The sequence below is a fragment of the Actinopolymorpha sp. B17G11 genome, from assembly GCF_040196095.1.
Lineage (GTDB): Bacteria > Actinomycetota > Actinomycetes > Propionibacteriales > Actinopolymorphaceae > Thermasporomyces.
Map to the genome: position 1 here is coordinate 99,593 of NZ_JBEFTW010000026.1, position 18,697 is coordinate 118,289.

11 protein-coding genes are annotated in these 18,697 nt (G+C 68.3%); 9 read left to right on the forward strand and 2 right to left on the reverse strand.

Annotation, left to right across the window (positions count from 1 at the left end; translation table 11 throughout):
* Nucleotides 1–79 precede the first annotated feature (79 nt).
* On the reverse strand, nt 80–1,216 hold the full coding sequence (locus ABN028_RS24010) for a mandelate racemase/muconate lactonizing enzyme family protein (RefSeq protein ID WP_349698180.1): 1,137 nt from the start codon (nt 1,214–1,216) through the stop codon (nt 80–82).
* A gap of 81 nt (nt 1,217–1,297) precedes the next feature.
* On the opposite strand from ABN028_RS24010, the gene ABN028_RS24015 reads away from it, so the two are divergent.
* From ABN028_RS24015 to dnaK (ABN028_RS24055), 9 genes are all read left to right on the forward strand, one after another.
* The gene (locus ABN028_RS24015; protein WP_349698181.1) at nt 1,298–2,782 is read left to right on the forward strand and encodes a formimidoylglutamate deiminase; all 1,485 of its coding nucleotides are present in this window, start codon (nt 1,298–1,300) and stop codon (nt 2,780–2,782) included.
* Nucleotides 2,783–3,183: 401 nt separating this feature from the next.
* A complete protein-coding gene (locus tag ABN028_RS24020) occupies nt 3,184–5,208 on the forward strand; it encodes a M4 family metallopeptidase (RefSeq protein WP_349698182.1) in 2,025 nt (674 codons plus the stop codon).
* 249 nt (nt 5,209–5,457) lie between these two features.
* The gene (locus ABN028_RS24025; protein ID WP_349698183.1) at nt 5,458–7,665 is read left to right on the forward strand and encodes a M4 family metallopeptidase; all 2,208 of its coding nucleotides are present in this window, start codon (nt 5,458–5,460) and stop codon (nt 7,663–7,665) included.
* A gap of 405 nt (nt 7,666–8,070) precedes the next feature.
* On the forward strand, nt 8,071–9,948 hold the full coding sequence (gene dnaK / locus ABN028_RS24030; RefSeq protein ID WP_349330131.1) for a molecular chaperone DnaK: 1,878 nt from the start codon (nt 8,071–8,073) through the stop codon (nt 9,946–9,948).
* Nucleotides 9,945–10,691, forward strand: a complete 747-nt coding sequence (gene grpE / locus ABN028_RS24035; protein WP_349330130.1) for a nucleotide exchange factor GrpE — start codon at nt 9,945–9,947, stop codon at nt 10,689–10,691. The genes dnaK (ABN028_RS24030) and grpE overlap by 4 nt, the downstream gene beginning before the upstream one ends.
* A gap of 23 nt (nt 10,692–10,714) precedes the next feature.
* Nucleotides 10,715–11,902 carry a molecular chaperone DnaJ gene (dnaJ, locus tag ABN028_RS24040; RefSeq protein ID WP_349330129.1) on the forward strand — a complete coding sequence of 396 codons (1,188 nt, stop codon included), beginning with the start codon at nt 10,715–10,717 and terminating at the stop codon, nt 11,900–11,902.
* On the forward strand, nt 11,899–12,363 hold the full coding sequence (locus tag ABN028_RS24045; RefSeq protein ID WP_349330128.1) for a heat shock protein transcriptional repressor HspR: 465 nt from the start codon (nt 11,899–11,901) through the stop codon (nt 12,361–12,363). Before dnaJ ends, ABN028_RS24045 begins: the two co-directional genes overlap by 4 nt.
* Nucleotides 12,364–12,467: 104 nt before the next feature.
* Nucleotides 12,468–15,092 carry an ATP-dependent chaperone ClpB gene (gene clpB, locus ABN028_RS24050; RefSeq protein WP_349698184.1) on the forward strand — a complete coding sequence of 875 codons (2,625 nt, stop codon included), beginning with the start codon at nt 12,468–12,470 and terminating at the stop codon, nt 15,090–15,092.
* 31 nt (nt 15,093–15,123) lie between these two features.
* A complete protein-coding gene (gene dnaK, locus ABN028_RS24055; RefSeq protein WP_349330126.1) occupies nt 15,124–17,043 on the forward strand; it encodes a molecular chaperone DnaK in 1,920 nt (639 codons plus the stop codon).
* Nucleotides 17,044–17,171: 128 nt separating this feature from the next.
* On the opposite strand, the gene ABN028_RS24060 is transcribed toward dnaK (ABN028_RS24055), so the two are convergent.
* The gene (locus tag ABN028_RS24060; RefSeq protein WP_349698185.1) at nt 17,172–18,038 is read right to left on the reverse strand and encodes a 5'-3' exonuclease; all 867 of its coding nucleotides are present in this window, start codon (nt 18,036–18,038) and stop codon (nt 17,172–17,174) included.
* Nucleotides 18,039–18,697: the final 659 nt, after the last annotated feature.

Consider the following 18,697-nt stretch of genomic DNA (forward strand, 5'->3'; position numbering starts at 1 on the left):
CAGCCTCGCCCTCTCGGTTCTCGCTGCTTGCTCGAGGGGCGCCCTCGTCCAGGGTACGAACGAGCGAATCGGCGATCCCTCAGACGTAGCCCGTCGATCCGTCCGGTCGCACCGGCAGCTTGCGTTCCCAGTGCACGTAGTCGTCGGTCGCCAGCGCGTCCTCGTCGATCTCGACGCCCCAGCCGGGTCGGTCGGGACGGAGTTCGAGATGACCGTCGCGCGGAAGATAGGGGTCCGGACACCAGCGTGTCTCAGGCACCTTGTACTCGAGGATCTTGAAGTTCGGTTGCGCAGCAGCGAAGTGCAGGTTGACCGCGGTGGCCAAGGGCCCCATCGGATTGTGCGGCGCGACGCTGACGTAGTGCGCCTCGGCGATGGTCGCGATCTTCCGCAACTGCAGCAGACCGCCCACGACACACACGTCGGGCTGGATGATGTCGGCCCCTCGCACCTTCAACAGCTCCAGGAACTCGAACGGCGAATAGAGGCACTCGCCCGTGGCGATGGGCGCCTTCAGCTGACCACGCAACTGGCCCCACGCGGGGATGTGTTCGGGGCGGATCGGCTCCTCGAAGAACAGCGGATCATACGGCGCCAAGGCGTTTCCCAGCTGGATCGCCTGGTACGGCTCGAAGATCTGTGCGTGCGCGTCGAAGGCGAACTCCCATTCGGTCGGGCTGAGCTCGCGCAACGAAGCGAAGTAGTCCGCCGCCAACCGGCACGTCTCGCCCCAACGTCCCTGGTTCAGGTCGCGCCGATAGGGGCTGAGCTTGAACGCCGTGAACCCGTACTCGGCATTCAGCCGCTGCGTCAGATCACGGCACTCCGCCGGATCAGGCGCAGAGTAGACACCGCAGTAGACGCGCACGCGGTCGCGGGCATGACCGCCGAGGAGCATGTAGACCGGCAGGTCGGCCGCCTTGGCGGAGATGTCCCACAGCGCGTGGTCGAGGGCGGACAACGCCGCCAACCCGAGCGCGCCGGGCGGGAACCGCGACGACTGCAGCAGCCTTCGTACGATGAACTCGATGCGCCGCGGATCGACGCCCCTGATCTGGGCGAACAGGTAGTCGAGCAACGGGACGAGCGCCCAGTCGGGCCCGTGGTTGAAGGCCTCGCCCCATCCGACGATTCCTTCGTCGGTCTCGACCTTCACCAGCAGTCGGGGCCGCTCGCCGACCCGTTGCATGTACGTCTTCACCGCCGTCGTCCGCATCCGCTCACCTTCTCAGCGCGCGACCGCACGGCGGTAGAGGTCGTCCACGAGGGTAAGGACGTCAGGGAGAAAGGGAGGCACATGAGCGGACCGTCGAGGCCGCCGACCTCGATCTCGCCGACGCCAGTGACAGCGACGCCGTCGACTCCTACCGCGCCGACTCCTACCGCGCCGACGCCGGCGACTCCGACCGCACCGACCACGCGGCCGGAGCCGTCCGCGTACTGGTGCGAGCTCGCCTGGATCCCGCCCGGCATCACGCCGACAGCGAACGTTCTCGTCCGCGTCGACCGCGACCGGATCGTGGGGGTCGAGCCGGACACCCCGTCGCCGCCCCCTGGAGCGAAGACGCTGCGCGGACTCACGCTGCCCGGTCTCGCGAACGGCCACTCCCATGCGTTCCACCGCGCCCTCCGCGGTCGTACGCACAGAGCGAGCTCCGAAGCGTCCAGCTTCTGGACCTGGCGGACCCAGATGTACGACGTGGCGGACCGGCTCGACCCGGACAGCTACCTCGACCTGGCGACGGCGACATACGCCGAGATGGCGCTCGCCGGCGTCACGTGTGTCGGGGAGTTCCACTACCTGCACCACGACCGACAGGGCAGGTCGTACGCCGAACCCAACGTCATGGCGGACGCCCTCGTCGCCGCGGCGCGCGCCGCCGGGCTGCGGATCGCGCTGCTCGACGCCTGCTACCTGTCCGGAGGGATCGGTCTGCCGCTGGCCGGCGCCCAACGCCGCTTCGGCGATGGCGACGTGGACCGCTGGGCCGACCGGGTGGAGCGGCTCGACCACGCCTACGCGGCCGCGGCGGACGTCGTGATCGGCGCGGCCATCCACTCCGTACGTGCGGTGCCGATGGACCAGCTCGCCGGCGTCGTCGGCTGGGCAGCCCAGCGCGAACGTCCGCTGCACGTGCACCTGTCGGAGCAGCGCCGCGAGAACGACGACTGCGCGGCGGCCTACGGCGTTTCCCCCACGAGGTTGCTCTTCGACGCCGGCGCACTCTCTCCGCGTACGACCGCAGTCCACGCCACCCACCTCGACGGTGACGGCATCGGCCTGCTCGCCGGGACGGGCACGACCATCTGTCTGTGCCCCACCACCGAACGCGACCTGGCCGACGGCATCGCCCCCGCCGCGACGCTCGACCGCGCCGGCAGCCGGTTGGTTCTCGGCACCGACAGCCACGCGGTGATCGACATGTTCGAGGAGGCCCGCGCCCTCGAACACCACGAGCGGCTCGCGTCCGGTCAACGCGGGCACTGGTCGGCCGCCGAGCTTCTCCGCGCCGTCACCGAGTCCGGTCACCACGCGCTCGGTACCGACGACGCCGGTGTCATCAGCGCGGGCGCCCGCGCCGACCTGGTCTGCGTACGACTGGACTCGGTGCGCACGGCGGGCGCGACGCCGGACCAGGCCGCCGACGCCGCGGTGTTCGCGGCGACCTCGAGTGACGTCGACGTCGTCGTCGCGAACGGAGTCCTGGTGGTCGAGGACGGCCGTCACCGCCTGCTGGGCGACGTCGCCGCGCGGCTGGAGCGCACGATCCGCGCGCTGTGAACAGCCCCTCGCGGGGCTCGTCTCTGGCGTGGGTACTGGGACACCCGCACGGGTCCCGCATCCGCCCGATTTGACCGATTGTGGACGCTGCGCACTGCGGACGTACATGAGGATTTATCCACAGTCCCGGCGTTGCGCACCAATTGGGACTTGTTTTCCACAACCCACCTTCCGGGCGATCCGGGAATTGCTCTAGGCTCCGTCTGTTTCGTCCAGACGACACCCTCGGGGGGTCACACGTGAGATCGCGCCTGGTCGGCGGCCTGGCGGCTCTAGCCACTGTGCTGAGCGGTTCGGCAGTGGTTGCCACAGCAGCTCCGGCCAACGCGGGCTCGTTGACGAGTCCCGTGTTCGGAAAGCAGCCCGACGCCATCGTTTCCCAGCGGGGGAACGACGGCACCGTGCGTGTCCTTGAGTCCAAGGGCGGCACCATCGAGCGTCCACAGGGCATCACTGCCAAAGCCAAGCCAGAGGCGGCGGCCGAAGCTCACCTGACGCGTTACGCGCGTGCATTCGGCGTCCAGAGCGAAGAGCTCAGCCTCGCCAAGGCCACCGACCTCGGCGACGGCAGTGCCGTCCGGTTCGACCGTTCCGTGGACGGCATCGACGTCTTCGGTGGCCAGGTGGTCGTCTCGCTCGACAGCCTCAACAATCTCGAGTTCATCGTGGGTGAGACCGGCGGCAAGCCGCAGCGGTCGTTCCCCACGCTTGACCTCTTCGGCGAGAGCAAGCTCGCGAACGCCGCCAAGCAGGTCGTCGCCCGGCGCGAGAAGCTGGGGTCGACCAGCGGCCTCGAGGTCGAGTCCGAGGGCAGGGCGTGGTACGACGGCAAGGTGCTCGGCGTGCCTGACGCCAAGGGCATCGAGCCGGTCTACAGCTACAAGGTGCACAGCGAGAACCTCGACATCTCCTACCAGGTGCTCGTGAACGCCGCCACCCGCAAGACCGAGATCGCATACTCGCTGGTGCAGCACGCCATCAACCGCGTGGTGTGTGACGCGGAGTCGCAGGTCGTCGAGGAGTACGCCTGTGACGGCGAGACGGTGGCCTACGCCCGCACCGAGGGTGACGCGCCGTCGGCGGTGGATGACGTCAACAAGGTCTACGACTACTTCCACGACACCTCGGTCCGGTTCTCGAGCTACATCAACACCGACGTGACCCAGCTCATCGGGACCGACTACGGCGACGGGCAGGGTAAGGCCCTCCGCGCCACCGTGCGGGTGTGCACAACCGAGGCGTGCCCTTACGAGAACGCCTTCTGGGATGGCGAGCAGATGGTGTTCGGCGAAGGCGTCACGACCGACGACATCACCGCGCACGAACTCGCGCACGGTGTCACCCAGCAGACGTCGAACCTCGCGTACATCTTCCAGTCGGGGGCCATCAACGAGGGCCTCTCCGACTTCTGGGGCGAGATGGTCGACATCAACAACGGCAGTGACGACGACAACGCCGACACCCGTTGGCAGATCGGCGAGGGCTCCTCGCTCGGCGTGATCCGCGACATGCAGGACCCCGGATCGCTCGGTCAGCCCGACCGGATGACGTCGCCGGACTTCTTCGACGGCACGTCGTTCGAGGACAACGGTGGCGTCCACTACAACAGCGGTGTCTTCAACAAGGCCATCTACCTGATGACCGACGGCGAGGACTTCAACGGCTACCAGATCCGTGGGCTCGGGCCGGCGAAGACCGCGAAGATCGGCTGGACGCTGCAGAACCTTCTGCCGCCGGGTGCGGACTACAAGGACGTCTTCTACACCCTGCCGCTGTCCTGCCGGAAGAACATCGGTCGGGCCGGTAGCTACATCACCGAGGACGACTGCCAGCAGGTCGACAAGGTCGTCCGGGCGACGGAGATGTACAAGGACCCGGTGCAGGGTTCGGCGCAGAACGTCGACTACTGCGAGGACGGCCTGAAGCACACGCCGTCCTACGTCCAGGGCTTCGAGTCCAAGAACGATGGTTGGACGTTCCAAGGCAACTGGTTCCTCAGCAACGAGGTGGGCTTCTACCGCTACGCCGCGGTCGGTGAGGAAGCGGCGGTGGCCTGGTCACTCGCCGGCGACGACATCTCGCTGACGCAGAGCGTGGCAGTGGAGATACCGGCCGATGCGTTCATCCGGTACGACCACGCCTATCTGCTCGACGACGGTGACGGCGCGGCACTCGAGTACTCCGAGGACAACGGCCTCACCTGGAAGCCCGCGGCTGACCTGCCGAATGTCAACGGTGAGGACGTGCCGGTCGACACACTCGGCGGTGCCGACAGCTTCGCCGGTAACTCGCTGGGCTTCGGCGGCACCCGCTACGACGCCTCCAGCCTGGCTGGGAAGTCGGTGAAGTTCCGGTTCCACTCGGCGGTGGCGACTGACAACTCCGCCTGGTGGGTCGACAACTTCAAGATCTACAACTGCGGCTGAGTCATAGCCGTACCCCCAGGGGCCTCGGTCCGCCTCCTCACAGGAGGTGGTTCGGGGCCCTTGGCGTTCGCGGGCTTTTCGTACGGTTCATGACAGACGTGTGTCGGTTGTCTTGCGGTGTTTTGGCCTGTCTCGGGGCGTGTTTCCGGTACGCACCGTTGGGTAGGCAATGCGCCCGGTCTGCTACTAGGCTCTCGCCGGCACCGTTCTCCGTGACCCCGACCGACGGTTCCGACGATGGGAGTCCCTGTGAAGTACCGACGCGCAGTCGGCGGCCTGGCCGCCCTGGCGACGGTCATCAGCGGAAGTGCACTGGTCGCGCTTGCCGCTCCGTCCTATGCCGGATCGTCGACCGGCCCCGCGTTCCCCGTCGAGCGGTCCGACGACGGAGTCACTCTGCTCGAGGGAGCCGACGGGCTGGTCCGTGGCCTGTTGGCCGATGACGCCCCGGTCGCGTTACCCCAGGGAATGACCGGGTCGCCGGAGGACGCGGCCCGCACCCACCTCGAACGCTTCGCCGCGAAGATGGGGATCGATGCCGACACGCTCCGGCCGGCGGGCGCGTCGACGGTGGCCGGCGGAGAGGTGGTTCGGCTGCAGCAGTACATCAACGGACTCCCGGTGGTGGCCGGCGACGTCACGGCGACCCTCGACCACTCGGGCGGACTCGAGGCGCTGCTCGGGGAGACGGTCTCGGGCGTGGTCGAGGCTCCCACCAGTCTGTTCAGCGACGCGCGCGCACGGGTGGTCGCGCGGGAGTACGTCGCGGACAAGGCCGATGTCCCCGCCCTCGGCCTGCGCGTGGAGGACCAGGGCGACTGGATCTACAACCCCAGACTGCTCGGCGCGCCGGGGCCCGCGGTCAACCGCGAGACGCAGAAGTTGCATGTGTCGAGCCGCGACGGCCTGATCGACTACACCATCTTCGTCGACCCGGGTTTCGAGTCGGTTGCCCTCGCCTACAGCAACAATCACGAGGCGGTCAACCGCAAGGTCTGCGACCTGGACAACCGCGACGTGGGCGTGCCCGAGAGTGCGGCCTGTGACGATTTGACCGTCGCGTACTCCCGCCAGGAAGGTCAGGGGCCCTCCGGCATCGCCGACGTCGACACGGTCTATGACAACCTCGGCGAGACGGCCGAGCAGTACTCCAGGCTGGCCGGCCTCGACGTCTCGGCCCTGGTCGGAGGCGAGGACAGGAGCCTCCGGGCGACCACCCGCGTCTGCGCCACCGGCTACCAGGAGGGGTGTCCGCTGGCCAACGCGTTCTGGAGCGACACCCTGCAACAGCTGGTCTACGGCGACGGCGTGACCGGCCTCGACGTCACCGCACACGAACTCGCCCACGGGGTGACCGCGCACACGTCGCAGCTCTACTACGTCTACCAGTCGGGCGCGATCAACGAGTCGATGTCCGACGTCTTCGGCAACCTGATCGACCTCGCGGCCAACCCGGAGAAGCAGGGCAGCGCTGAGGCCTGGTACATCGGTGAGGACAGCCGGCCGGGTGCTGCGTCGATGCCGGTTCCGCTGCGGAGCATGGCGGACCCGACGGCGACCCAGAGCCCCGACCGGTTGACGTCCTCGCTGTGGGACGCCGACCCGGACCATCAGGACTTCGGCGGGGTGCACAGCAACAGCGGTCCGGGCAACAAGGCCGCCTATCTGATCGCCCAGGGCGACAGGTTCAACGGCTATGACGTCCGCGGACTGGGCCTGGACAAGACGTTCACGATCTACTGGACGGCGCAGCGGATCCTCACCTCCGGCGCGGACTACAAGGAGTTGTTCCACGTCCTGCCGTTGTCGTGCCGGAAGAACATCGGCAAACCCGGCACCGGGATCACCGAGGACGACTGCGCACAGGTCGACAAGGCCGTACGCGCCACCGAGATGCACAAGGACGCGGCCGAGTCCGCTCCGGTTGCGGCGGCGTACTGCCCGGCGGGCGAGCAGGTCGAGGCGTCCTACACCCAGGCGTTCGACGCCCCGCCCGTCGACTGGGACGTCGACAGCGAGGGCTCGGGCCTGAGCGTGGCCGACTTCGGGTTCGCCAACGTCAACCGCGGCGCCGACGCCCTGCTTCTGTCCACCACGGAGGGCGAGATCGAGGAGACGTCGGTCACCTCGGAGCCGATCCCGGTTCCGGCGGGCGGTCGCCTCCGGCTCGACTACTCGACCCTCTTCGGTCTGTACGCACCTGTCGACGGACCCACGGCCCGGCTGGAGTACTCCACCGACGGCCTGCTCTGGCTTCCGGCACAGTCGCTCGCGGCACGCAACGGCGGCCCGTGGAGCGGCCACTCCTACGGTTGGTCGTCGGCGAGATACGACCTGTCGTCGCTGGCGGGACACCACGTGCGGTTCCGGATCAGCGTGGAGGGGACGACGGGGGACGACAACAACCCGTCGTCCGTCCTCAACGTCGACAACGTCAAGGTCTACACCTGCAGCTAGCCGCCCACGGTTCCCGATCAATACCCAGCCCGCCCCGCGCCCGCCGGGTCCGCCCGTGATCATGCGGGCCGTGGCGGGACCGTACGGGTCCTCGGTCCGTACCAGTGATCGGCCCGCACCGGTGATCGGCCCGCCACCAGAGCTACGGTCATCCGCACCTTGATGGCGGTCAGGTTTGCCCCTCTTCGTACCGCTAAAGGATCCTGCCGCCGAACTGCGCACCGAACCTGAGTCATCCCGACTCAGGTCTATTGACAGAACTCGGTGCCCCCTGCAGGATTGAGCGCAGATGACTCAAGGCTGGCCCGGGTACTGAAGCGGCGCCGTCACCCGGTCGGCCTGCCACGCGTAGGTGTCGCCGCCGGCCCGTGCAGGTGCCGGTGATCGAGGAAAGGTTGCAACACGATGGCTCGTGCGGTGGGTATTGATCTTGGTACGACGAACTCTGTGGTTGCCGTCCTGGAGGGCGGAGAGCCGACGGTTGTGACCAACGCCGAGGGCTCGCGCACGACGCCGTCGGTGGTGGCGTTCGCGAAGTCCGGTGAGGTCCTGGTCGGTGAGGTCGCCAAGCGGCAGGCCGTGACGAACGTCGACCGGACGATCCGGTCGGTGAAGCGGCACATGGGCACGACGTGGAAGACGGAGATCGATGGCAAGTCGTTCTCGCCTCAGCAGATCTCGGCGTTCGTCCTGCAGAAGCTGAAGCGCGACGCAGAGGCCTACCTGGGGGAGGCTGTCACCGACGCGGTGATCACGGTGCCGGCGTACTTCTCCGATGCGCAGCGGCAGGCGACGAAGGAGGCCGGGGAGATCGCGGGACTGAACGTCCAGCGGATCATCAACGAGCCGACCGCGGCCGCGCTGGCCTATGGCCTGGACAAGGAGTCCGACCAGACGATTCTCGTCTTCGACCTCGGTGGCGGCACGTTCGACGTGTCGTTGCTGGAGATCGGTGAGGGTGTCTTCGAGGTGAAGGCGACCAGTGGCGACAACCACCTGGGTGGTGACGACTGGGACGCGAAGATCGTCGACTGGCTGGTGACGCAGTTCAAGAACAAGCAGGGCATCGACCTGGGTGCCGACAAGATCGCCAAGCAACGGCTCACCGAAGCCGCCGAGAAGGCGAAGATCGAGCTGTCGAGCGCGTCTGAGACCCAGATCAACCTGCCCTACATCACCTTGGGTGAATCGGGCCCCCTGCACCTGGACGAGAAACTGACGCGGGCCGAGTTCCAGCGCCTGACCGCTGACCTGCTCGAGCGGTGCCGTCGCCCGTTCCAGCAGGTGTTGAAGGACGCGTCGATCGACATCGCCAAGATCGACCACGTGATCCTGGTCGGTGGATCGACCCGCATGCCGGCCGTCGCCGACCTGGTGAAGGACCTGCTCGGCGGCAAGGAGCCACACAAGGGTGTCAACCCCGACGAGGTCGTCGCCGTCGGCGCGTCGCTGCAGTCGGGCGTACTCAAGGGTGAGGTCAAAGATGTCCTGCTGCTCGACGTCACCCCGCTCTCGCTCGGCATCGCCACGAAGGGCGGTGTCTTCACGAAGATCATCGAACGCAACACCACGATCCCGACCAAGCGGTCAGAGGTGTTCACGACGGCGGAGGACAACCAGCCGTCGGTGATGATCGAGGTCTTCCAGGGCGAGCGCGAGATGGCCCGTGACAACAAGTCGCTCGGCAACTTCGAGCTGACCGGGCTGCCGCCTGCGCCGCGTAATGTCCCGCAGATCGAGGTCGGTTTCGACATCGACGCCAACGGCATCGTGCACGTGTCGGCGAAGGACCTCGGCACCGGACGCGAGCAGAAGATGACCGTCACCGGTGGTTCTGCGTTGCCGAAGGACGACATCGACCGGATGGTCCGCGACGCCGAGCAGTACGCCGAGGAGGACCGCAAGCGTCGCGAGGCAGCCGAGTTGCGCAACCAGGCGGACTCAGCGGTCTACCAGACCGAGAAGTTCATCGCCGACAACCCCGACACGGTCCCGGCCGACGCCAAGGAAGAGGTCGAGCGGGACGCAGCCGAACTGAAGAAGGCACTGGAGGGCGACGACAACGACGCCATCAAGGCGGCGTTCGACAAGCTGTCGGAGTCGCGCAACAAGATGGGCGCCGCGATGTACGCCTCGGCGCAGCAGTCCCAGACCGCTGACGCCGGTGCGACGACGGACGAGTCGGGCGAGGGCGGCGCTCAGACCGAGGATGACGACGTCGTTGACGCCGAGATCGTGGACGACGAGAAGTCTGGTGGCGAAGGGCAGGGCGGTCAGAAGTGAGTCCAGCCGAGGAGAACGAGGAAGGCCCCGTGATCCGCGACCGGCGACGCATCGACCCGGAGACCGGTGAGGTCCGGGAGGCGGCCCGGCCGAAGTCGTCGACCCGGGCGCCGGGCGCGCATCGCCGGGAGGACGTCGACGAGACCGAAGTGGCTGAGGGGGCTGCCACGCCGGCGGAAGCGGCGGGCGAGGCCGCAGAGCCGATCGCCCAGCTGAAGGCCGCGCTGGCCGATCGCACCAACGACATCAAGCGGGTGCAGGCGGAGTACCTCAACTACAAGCGCCGGGTCGAGCGTGACCGCGAGGCAGTGCGCGAGCTCGCCGTGGGAGGCGTGCTGTCCGAGCTGCTCCCGGTCGTGGACGACATCGGTCGCGCCAGAGAGCACGGCGAGCTCGAAGGTGGGTTCAAGGCGGTGGCGGAGGCGCTCGAGTCCGTCCTCACCAAGCTGGGCCTGGTGGCCTTCGGCGAACCGGGCGATCCGTTCGACCCGAGGATCCACGAGGCGCTCATGCACTCGTACGCCGACGATGTGGACGGCCCGACCTGCTCGTCGATCCTCCAGCCCGGCTACCGCATGGGCGAACGCATCCTGCGGCCGGCCCGGGTCGCGGTCGCCGAACCCACGGCCGGGCTGCCCGCACAGCAGGTCGACGGTGACCGTGCCGCCGGCCCCGACGACCTCGACGGTCCGGGCGGCCCCGGCGGTGCCGACGGCGCGTCCCCAGCATCGGACGACGTGTAGCCAGAAGGGGGTGAGGAGCACCGATGGGCACCAAAGAGTGGCTGGAGAAGGACTTCTACAAGGTGCTCGGCGTCCCCAAGGATGCGTCGGCCGACGACATCAAGAAGTCCTACCGCAAGCTTGCCCGGCAGAACCACCCGGACGCCAACAAGGGCGACCCGAAGGCTGAGGAACGCTTCAAGGAGGTGTCCGAGGCCTATTCGGTGCTGTCCGACCCGACCCGCCGCAAGGAGTACGACGAGGCGCGGTCGTTGTTCGGCGGCGCCGGCGGCTACCGGTTCCCCGGTGGGCCGGGCGGCGGCCAGACCGGGAGCGGGTTCCCGTTCGACCTGGGCGACATCTTCACCCAGCAGGGCGGCCGCCAGACCGGCGGCCTCGGTGACCTGCTCGGCGGCATCTTCACCGGTGGGCGCACCCGCACCCCGCCGCCCGGCACGCGGGCCCGCCGGGGTGCAGACGTCGAGACCGAGGCGACGATCGGCTTCCGGGACGCGGTCGACGGCGTGACCGTGCCGCTGCGGATGACCAGTGACAGCCCGTGCCCGGCATGCTCGGGCACCGGCGCCAAGGCTGGAACGGTGCCGCGCGTCTGCCCCGACTGTGAGGGTGTCGGCATGCGGGCCACCACCCAGGGTGGCCGGTTGGCGATGAGTGAGCCCTGCCGGAGTTGTCGGGGCCGCGGGCTGGTCGTCGACGAGCCGTGCCCGACCTGCCACGGCTCCGGCCGCGGCACGTCGTCGCGCACCATGCAGGTGCGCATCCCGGCAGGAGTTCGCGACGGTCAGCGGATCCGGTTGCGCGGCAAAGGTGCGGCCGGTGAGCGCGGTGGCCCCGCGGGCGACCTCTACGTCACGGTGCACGTCCAGGCGCACGAGCGGTTCGGGCGGCGTGGCGAGCATCTCACGATCACGGTGCCGATCACGTTCCCCGAGGCGGCCCTGGGTGGCGAGATCACGGTTCCCACCCTCGCTGGCCCGCCGGTGACCTTGAAGGTTCCGCCCGGCACTCCCAACGGCCGCACCTTCCGCGTCCGGGGCAGGGGCACGGCGCGCCGTGACGGCACCAAGGGCGATCTTCTCGTGACCGTCGAGGTGCTCGTCCCCGACCATCTCGACGACGACGCGAAGGCAGCGCTCGACGCCTACCGCAGGGCGACCGGCGTCGACGGCGCACGGCAGGACCTCTTCGACGGTAAGGGAGGCGCCTCATGACCGACCGGAACACGCGGTCCCGGATGCCGTTCGACATCACGATGGACGCCGACACGCCGGCGTACGTCATCAGCGTCGCCGCCCAGCTGACGGGCCTGCATCCACAGACCCTCCGGACGTACGACCGGATCGGACTGGTGACGCCGGGGCGGGCCGTCGGCGGGGGTAGGCGCTACTCGATGCGCGACATCGAGACGCTTCGCCACGTCGCGCAGCTCACCGCGTCTGGCATCGGGCTGGAGGGCGTCAAGCGGATCCTCGAGCTGGAGACCCAGGTTGAGCTGTTGAGCACGCGGGTCGTGGAACTCGAAGACGCTCTCGAGGATGCCCGCACGATGTTCGAGCGCGCCGCCGAGCAGGCCGCGTTCCTGCCGGAGCTGATGCCGCAGACGAGCCAGGCGGTGGTGGTCTGGACCGGCCATTCGGCCCGCCGCCGTCGGGGCGGATCGGGGACCCGATGACCAGCCACCAGCGACCTCACCACCGACGTCCGACCCGACGTCGCCACCGACCTTCCGGCCGGCACGCGTTCCGGCCGTCCAGGTAGGGAAAGAACGAACGAAACATGGACGCACAGAAGCTGACCACCAAGAGCCAGGACGCCCTTTCGGCGGCCGTCCGGCAGGCGGCCAACGCCGGTAACCCGGCGGTCGAACCGGTGCACCTGCTCATCGCGCTGCTGGCCGACCCGGAAGGCACGGCAGGCGCGCTCCTCGACGCGGTGGGAACCGACCGCGTGGCGGTGCAGAAGGCGGCGGCCGAGGCAGCCGAGCGGCTGCCGGCCGCGAGTGGATCGACCGTGCAGGCGCCCGGCCTGGCCCGCCCGCTCTACCAGGTCCTCCAGGTCGCGCAGGACCAGGCGACCGAGCTCGGCGACGAGTACGTCTCGACCGAGCACCTGCTGGTCGGCCTCGCGACGGTCGCGAGCGGCGCGAAGGACGTGCTCGTGAAGGCCGGTGCCACCGCTGACGGTCTGCTCGCGGCGTTCTCGCAGGTACGCGGGTCCGCCCGGGTCACCTCGCCCGATCCCGAGTGGACGTACAAGGCACTCGCGAAGTATTCCGTCGACCTCACCGACCGTGCCCGGGAGGGCAAGCTCGACCCGGTGATCGGCCGCGACGCCGAGATCCGCCGGGTGGTTCAGGTCCTGTCCCGGCGGACGAAGAACAACCCGGTGTTGATCGGCGAGCCCGGTGTCGGCAAGACGGCTGTCGTCGAAGGGTTGGCGCAGCGGATCGTCGCCGGTGACGTGCCGGAGTCGCTCAAGGGCCGCCGCCTGGTCAACCTCGACCTCAGTTCGATGGTGGCGGGAGCGAAGTACCGCGGCGAGTTCGAGGAACGCCTCAAGGCCGTGCTCGCGGAGATCAAGGAGTCCGACGGGCAGATCATCACGTTCATCGACGAGCTGCACACGGTCGTGGGCGCGGGTGCGACCGGAGACAGCTCGATGGACGCCGGCAACATGCTCAAGCCGATGCTGGCCCGCGGCGAGCTGCGGATGATCGGCGCCACGACGCTGGACGAGTACCGCGAGCGGATCGAGAAGGATCCCGCGCTCGAACGGCGCTTCCAGCAGGTGTTCGTGGGCGAGCCGTCCGTCGAGGACAGCATCGCCATCCTGCGCGGTCTGAAGGAACGCTACGAGGCGCACCACAAGGTGCAGATCGCCGACAGTGCCCTGGTCGCCGCAGCCGCGCTGTCCAACCGCTACATCACGGGGCGCAAGCTGCCCGACAAGGCGATCGACCTGGTGGACGAGTCGGCCAGCCGGCTCCGGATGGAGATCGACTCGAGTCCGGTGGAGATCGACGAGCTCCGCCGCCAGGTCGACCGGATGAAGATGGAGGAGCTCGCGCTCGCCAAGGAGGACGACGTAGCGAGCCAGGAGCGGCTGGCGAAGCTCCGGGCGGAGCTGGCCGACCGCGAGGAGTCCCTGCGTGGCCTCGAGGCGCGGTGGGAGAAGGAGAAGTCCGGACTCAACCGGGTCGGTGAGGTCAAGCAGCGCCTCGACGACCTGCGCGGCCAGGCTGAGCGCGCTCAGCGCGAGGGCAATCTCGAGGCCGCCTCCCGGATCCTCTACGCCGAGATCCCGGAGCTGGAGAAGGAGCTCGCGGCCGCCGCAGAGGTTCAGGTGGCGGAGCCCGCCGGGCCCCCGGAGGCGGCGCCGATGGTGCGCGAGGAGGTCGGCCCCGACGAGGTGGCGGAGGTCGTCTCGAGCTGGACCGGCATCCCCACCGGACGCCTGCTGGAGGGCGAGACCGGCAAGTTGCTCCGGATGGAGGAGGAGCTCGGCCGCCGGCTGGTCGGTCAGCGCAAGGCGGTCGCCGCGGTGTCCGACGCCGTACGCCGGGCCCGGGCGGGGATCTCCGACCCGGACCGGCCCACGGGGTCGTTCCTGTTCCTCGGGCCGACCGGTGTGGGCAAGACGGAGCTGGCCAAGGCGCTCGCGGAGTTCCTCTTCGACGACGAGCGGGCGATGGTGCGGATCGACATGAGCGAGTACTCCGAGAAGCACTCGGTGGCCCGCCTCGTCGGGGCACCGCCGGGTTACGTCGGCTACGAGGAGGGCGGGCAGCTCACCGAGGCGGTCCGTCGTCGTCCGTACTCCGTGATCCTCCTGGACGAGGTGGAGAAGGCGCACCCGGAGATCTTCGACGTCCTGCTCCAGGTGCTCGACGACGGCCGGATGACCGACGGGCAGGGCCGCACGGTCGACTTCCGCAACGTGCTCCTGATCCTGACCAGCAACTCCGGCTCCCAGTACCTCGCCGATCCGTCGCTGGACGAGGACAAGAAGCGGGACCTGGTGATGAACGTCGTCCGGGCGTCGTTCAAGCCGGAGTTCCTCAACCGGCTCGACGAGATCGTGCTCTTCGACCCGCTGGGCACCGAGGAGCTCACGCGGATCGTCGATCTCCAGGTCGCGGCGCTGGCGAGGCGCCTGGGCGAACGCCGGATCACCCTCGACGTCACCGAGGGCGCGAAGGAGTGGCTGGCCATCACCGGCTATGACCCGGTTTACGGCGCCCGACCGCTGCGGCGGCTCGTCCAGTCGGCGATCGGTGACGGACTGGCCCGCCAGATCCTGTCCGGTGAGGTCCGCGACGGTGACCACGTGCTGGTCGACGTCAACGACGCCAACGACTCACTCGAGCTCCGCGCGGCTGGTGCGGCTGCGGCGCAGACATGAAGTTCAAGACGCGAAGAAAGGTTTGAGCACCATGGCCCGTGCGGTCGGAATTGACCTTGGTACGACGAACTCGGTGGTGGCGGTCCTCGAAGGCGGTGAACCGACCGTCCTCACCAATGCGGAGGGCTCGCGCACGACGCCGTCGGTGGTGGCGTTCGCCAAGAGTGGCGAGGTGCTCACCGGCGAGGTCGCCAAGCGGCAGGCGGTGACGAACGTCGACCGGACGATCCGGTCGGTGAAGCGGCACATGGGCACCGACTGGTCGACGAAGATCGACGACAAGTCGTTCACGTCCCAGCAGATCTCGGCGTTCGTCCTGCAGAAGCTGAAGCGCGACGCGGAGGCCTACCTCGGCGAGACGATCACCGACGCGGTGATCACGGTGCCGGCGTACTTCTCCGACGCGCAGCGGCAGGCGACGAAGGAGGCCGGGGAGATCGCCGGTCTCAACGTCCAGCGGATCATCAACGAGCCGACGGCCGCGGCCCTTGCCTACGGTCTGGACAAAGAGTCCGACCAGACCATTCTCGTCTTCGACCTCGGTGGGGGGACCTTCGACGTCTCGCTCCTGGACATCGGTGAGGGTGTCTTCGAGGTGAAGGCCACCTCGGGTGACAACCACCTGGGTGGTGACGACTGGGACGCGAAGATCGTCGAGTGGCTGGTGACGCAGTTCAAGAACAAGCAGGGCGTGGACCTGAGCAAGGACAAGATCGCGACCCAGCGGCTCACCGAGGCGGCCGAGAAGGCGAAGATCGAGCTGTCGTCGGCGTCGGAGACGAACATCAATCTTCCGTACGTCACCTTGGGTGAGTCCGGTCCGCTGCATTTGGACGAGAAGCTGACCCGGGCCGAGTTCCAGCGGTTGACGGCGGACCTGCTCGAGCGGTGCCGTCGTCCGTTCCAGCAGGTGTTGAAGGACGCGTCGATCGACGTCGCCAAGATCGAGCACGTGATCCTGGTGGGCGGCTCGACCCGGATGCCTGCCGTCGCCGAGCTGGTCCGCGAACTCACCGGCGGCAAGGAGGCGCACAAGGGCGTCAACCCCGACGAGGTGGTGGCGGTCGGCGCCAGCCTGCAGGCCGGGGTTCTCGGCGGCGAGGTCAAGGACGTCCTGCTCCTCGACGTCACTCCGCTCTCGCTCGGTATTGCGACCGGGCAGACCGCCGCGCGCGGTGGCGTGTTCACGAAGCTGATCGAACGCAACACGACCATCCCGACGAAGCGGTCGGAGATCTTCACCACCGCGTCGGACAACCAGCCGTCCGTCCTCATCGAGGTCTATCAGGGCGAGCGGGCGATGGCGGCGGACAACAAGTCGCTCGGCAACTTCGAGTTGACGGGTCTGCCGCCTGCGCCTCGGGCGGTGCCGAAGATCGAGGTGACGTTCGACATCGACGCCAACGGCATCGTGCACGTGTCGGCGAAGGACCTCGGCACGGGTCGTGAGCAGAAGATGACGGTCACGGGTGGATCTGCGTTGCCGAAGGACGACATCGACCGGATGGTCCGCGACGCCGAGCAGTACGCCGAGGAGGACCGCAAGCGCCGTGAAGCCGCGGAGCTGCGCAACCAGGCGGACACGCTCGTCTACCAGACCGAGACGTTCCTGGGCGAGAACACCGACAGCGTCCCCGCGGACGTCAAGTCGGAGGTGGAGCGGGACATCGCCGAGGTGAAGAAGGCGCTGGAGGGCGACGACCACGACACTCTGAAGGCCGCGTTCGACAAGCTCTCGGCGTCCCGCACCAAGATCGGTGAGGCGATGTACGCCGCGGCACAGCAGTCGCAGGCCCAGGAACAGGCGGCCGACGGCGGGGCGTCCGGCTCGGGTCCCGACGGCTCGGCGAGTGCCGACTCGGATGCGGGCGACGACGATGTGGTCGAGGCGGAGGTCGTCGACGACGACCAGCCCGATGGCCAGCAGTCTGGCGACCAGAAGCCGTCCTGACCCGGCACAGGCAGCCGACGTTCCCAACGATGCACGGCAAATTCGCCGTGCATCGTTGGGATTTGCCGTGTAAGGCGACCGATCGGACAGCGGCCGCTACTCGTAGGGCGACGATGTACCCGCCCGGGTCACCACAGGTCGAGCATCTCCACGACCAGCGGTGCGCTCGGTATCTCCGGTGAAGCCACACCGCTGAGCAGGTGAGCCGGCAGCGGCAGGTCCGTTCGGCTGCGTACCATCCGCTTCCACCGCGCGACGTCCTCCAGCGACTCGCGGACGCGGCTGCCGACCCGCCCCACGAGTCGGTCCGCCGCCTCCAGCTGCTCCACTCCCAGGCCTCCGGCGAGCAGGCGAGCAGCGGTGACGGTACCCACGCCGCGTACTCCACGGATCCCGTCGGCAGGATCGCCGACAAGGCTCGCGCGGTCACACCACTGCGCGGGCGTGACTCCGAACCGGACTTCGATCTCCTTGCGGTCGACGACTCGCCGCCCCGGTCGTCGGACGGTGTTGAGGATCCGCGTCCGTTCGTCGACCAACTGGTAGAAGTCCCGGTCCATGGACATGATCCAGACCTCGCGCCGCGGCGTCCGCCTCCTGCATCGCTCGACCGCGCTGGCGATCACGTCGTCCGCCTCAGCCGTGTCGATGCAGACGTGTCGTAGGTCGATCGCGTCCAGGCCGCGTACGACGTCGACGAGGGCCCTGATAGGTGCTATGGCCTCGACACCAGTCGCCCGGTGCGCCTTGTACGCGGGGTCGATCGCGGAGCGATCAGCCCAGGCGTTCTCCCCGTCGAAGACCACCACGACCTCCGGCAGCGCGGAAAGGTCGCGGATCGCCACGCGCAACAACGCGAAGAATCCGAACACTCCGGTCAGGTCACGTGACTTGTCCCTACTCCTGATCCGTGCCGGGAAGCCGAACCAGGCCCGCCACAGCAGGTTGTGACCATCGACGAGAAGCAGTGGTACGTCGGACATGTGGGCAGCCACCAGCCTCACGCTCGTTGGCCGCTGAGCGTGCGGGCGGGTGGGCCGGCTCAGGAAAGAGCGCGACCGGCCCCAGGGACCCCGCGATGCTAGGAGCTGGCATGCGCACGGGCGCGACCGACACGCCGTGGCGAGGTGATCGGCGGCGGCGGCGGACATCCCCGAGCGCGTGACAGGCGTCGGGCGCGCCCGACAGCGAACCTCCGGGCACCGAACGCCGCCCCGCAGCCGGGCGCTCTGACCGGGGTACGCGCCGGTCCGTGGAGGCCTGACCGCGCGCCGCCGGTGGGGCCGATTTGACTCTGCTTGGCGGTGTACGTATGGTTCTACTCGCCTCGCAACGGAGTGCGGGACGCCGAAGGGCGGCCGATCCAGCGGGGAACTCCAGCTGAGACCACGCTTGGGTAGCTACGTGCGTGCACGTTGCCATCCGGTGCGGCGAGCTGGGGCCCATCCGAGTTACGTAGGGCTTGTTTAGCGTGACCTCAGGTGGGTAGTGTTGTGTAGTTCAGTCACGGAGTGGGTAGTCGTGGCGGCCTGATCTTTGAGAACTCAACAGCGTGCCGATAGTCGATGGTTTTGTGTTGTTTTGGCTCATGGCGCATTTTTGTGTGTTGTGGGTTTGTGTTTTTTTGGGGCCTGTTTTGGGCTTTCTGTTGGTT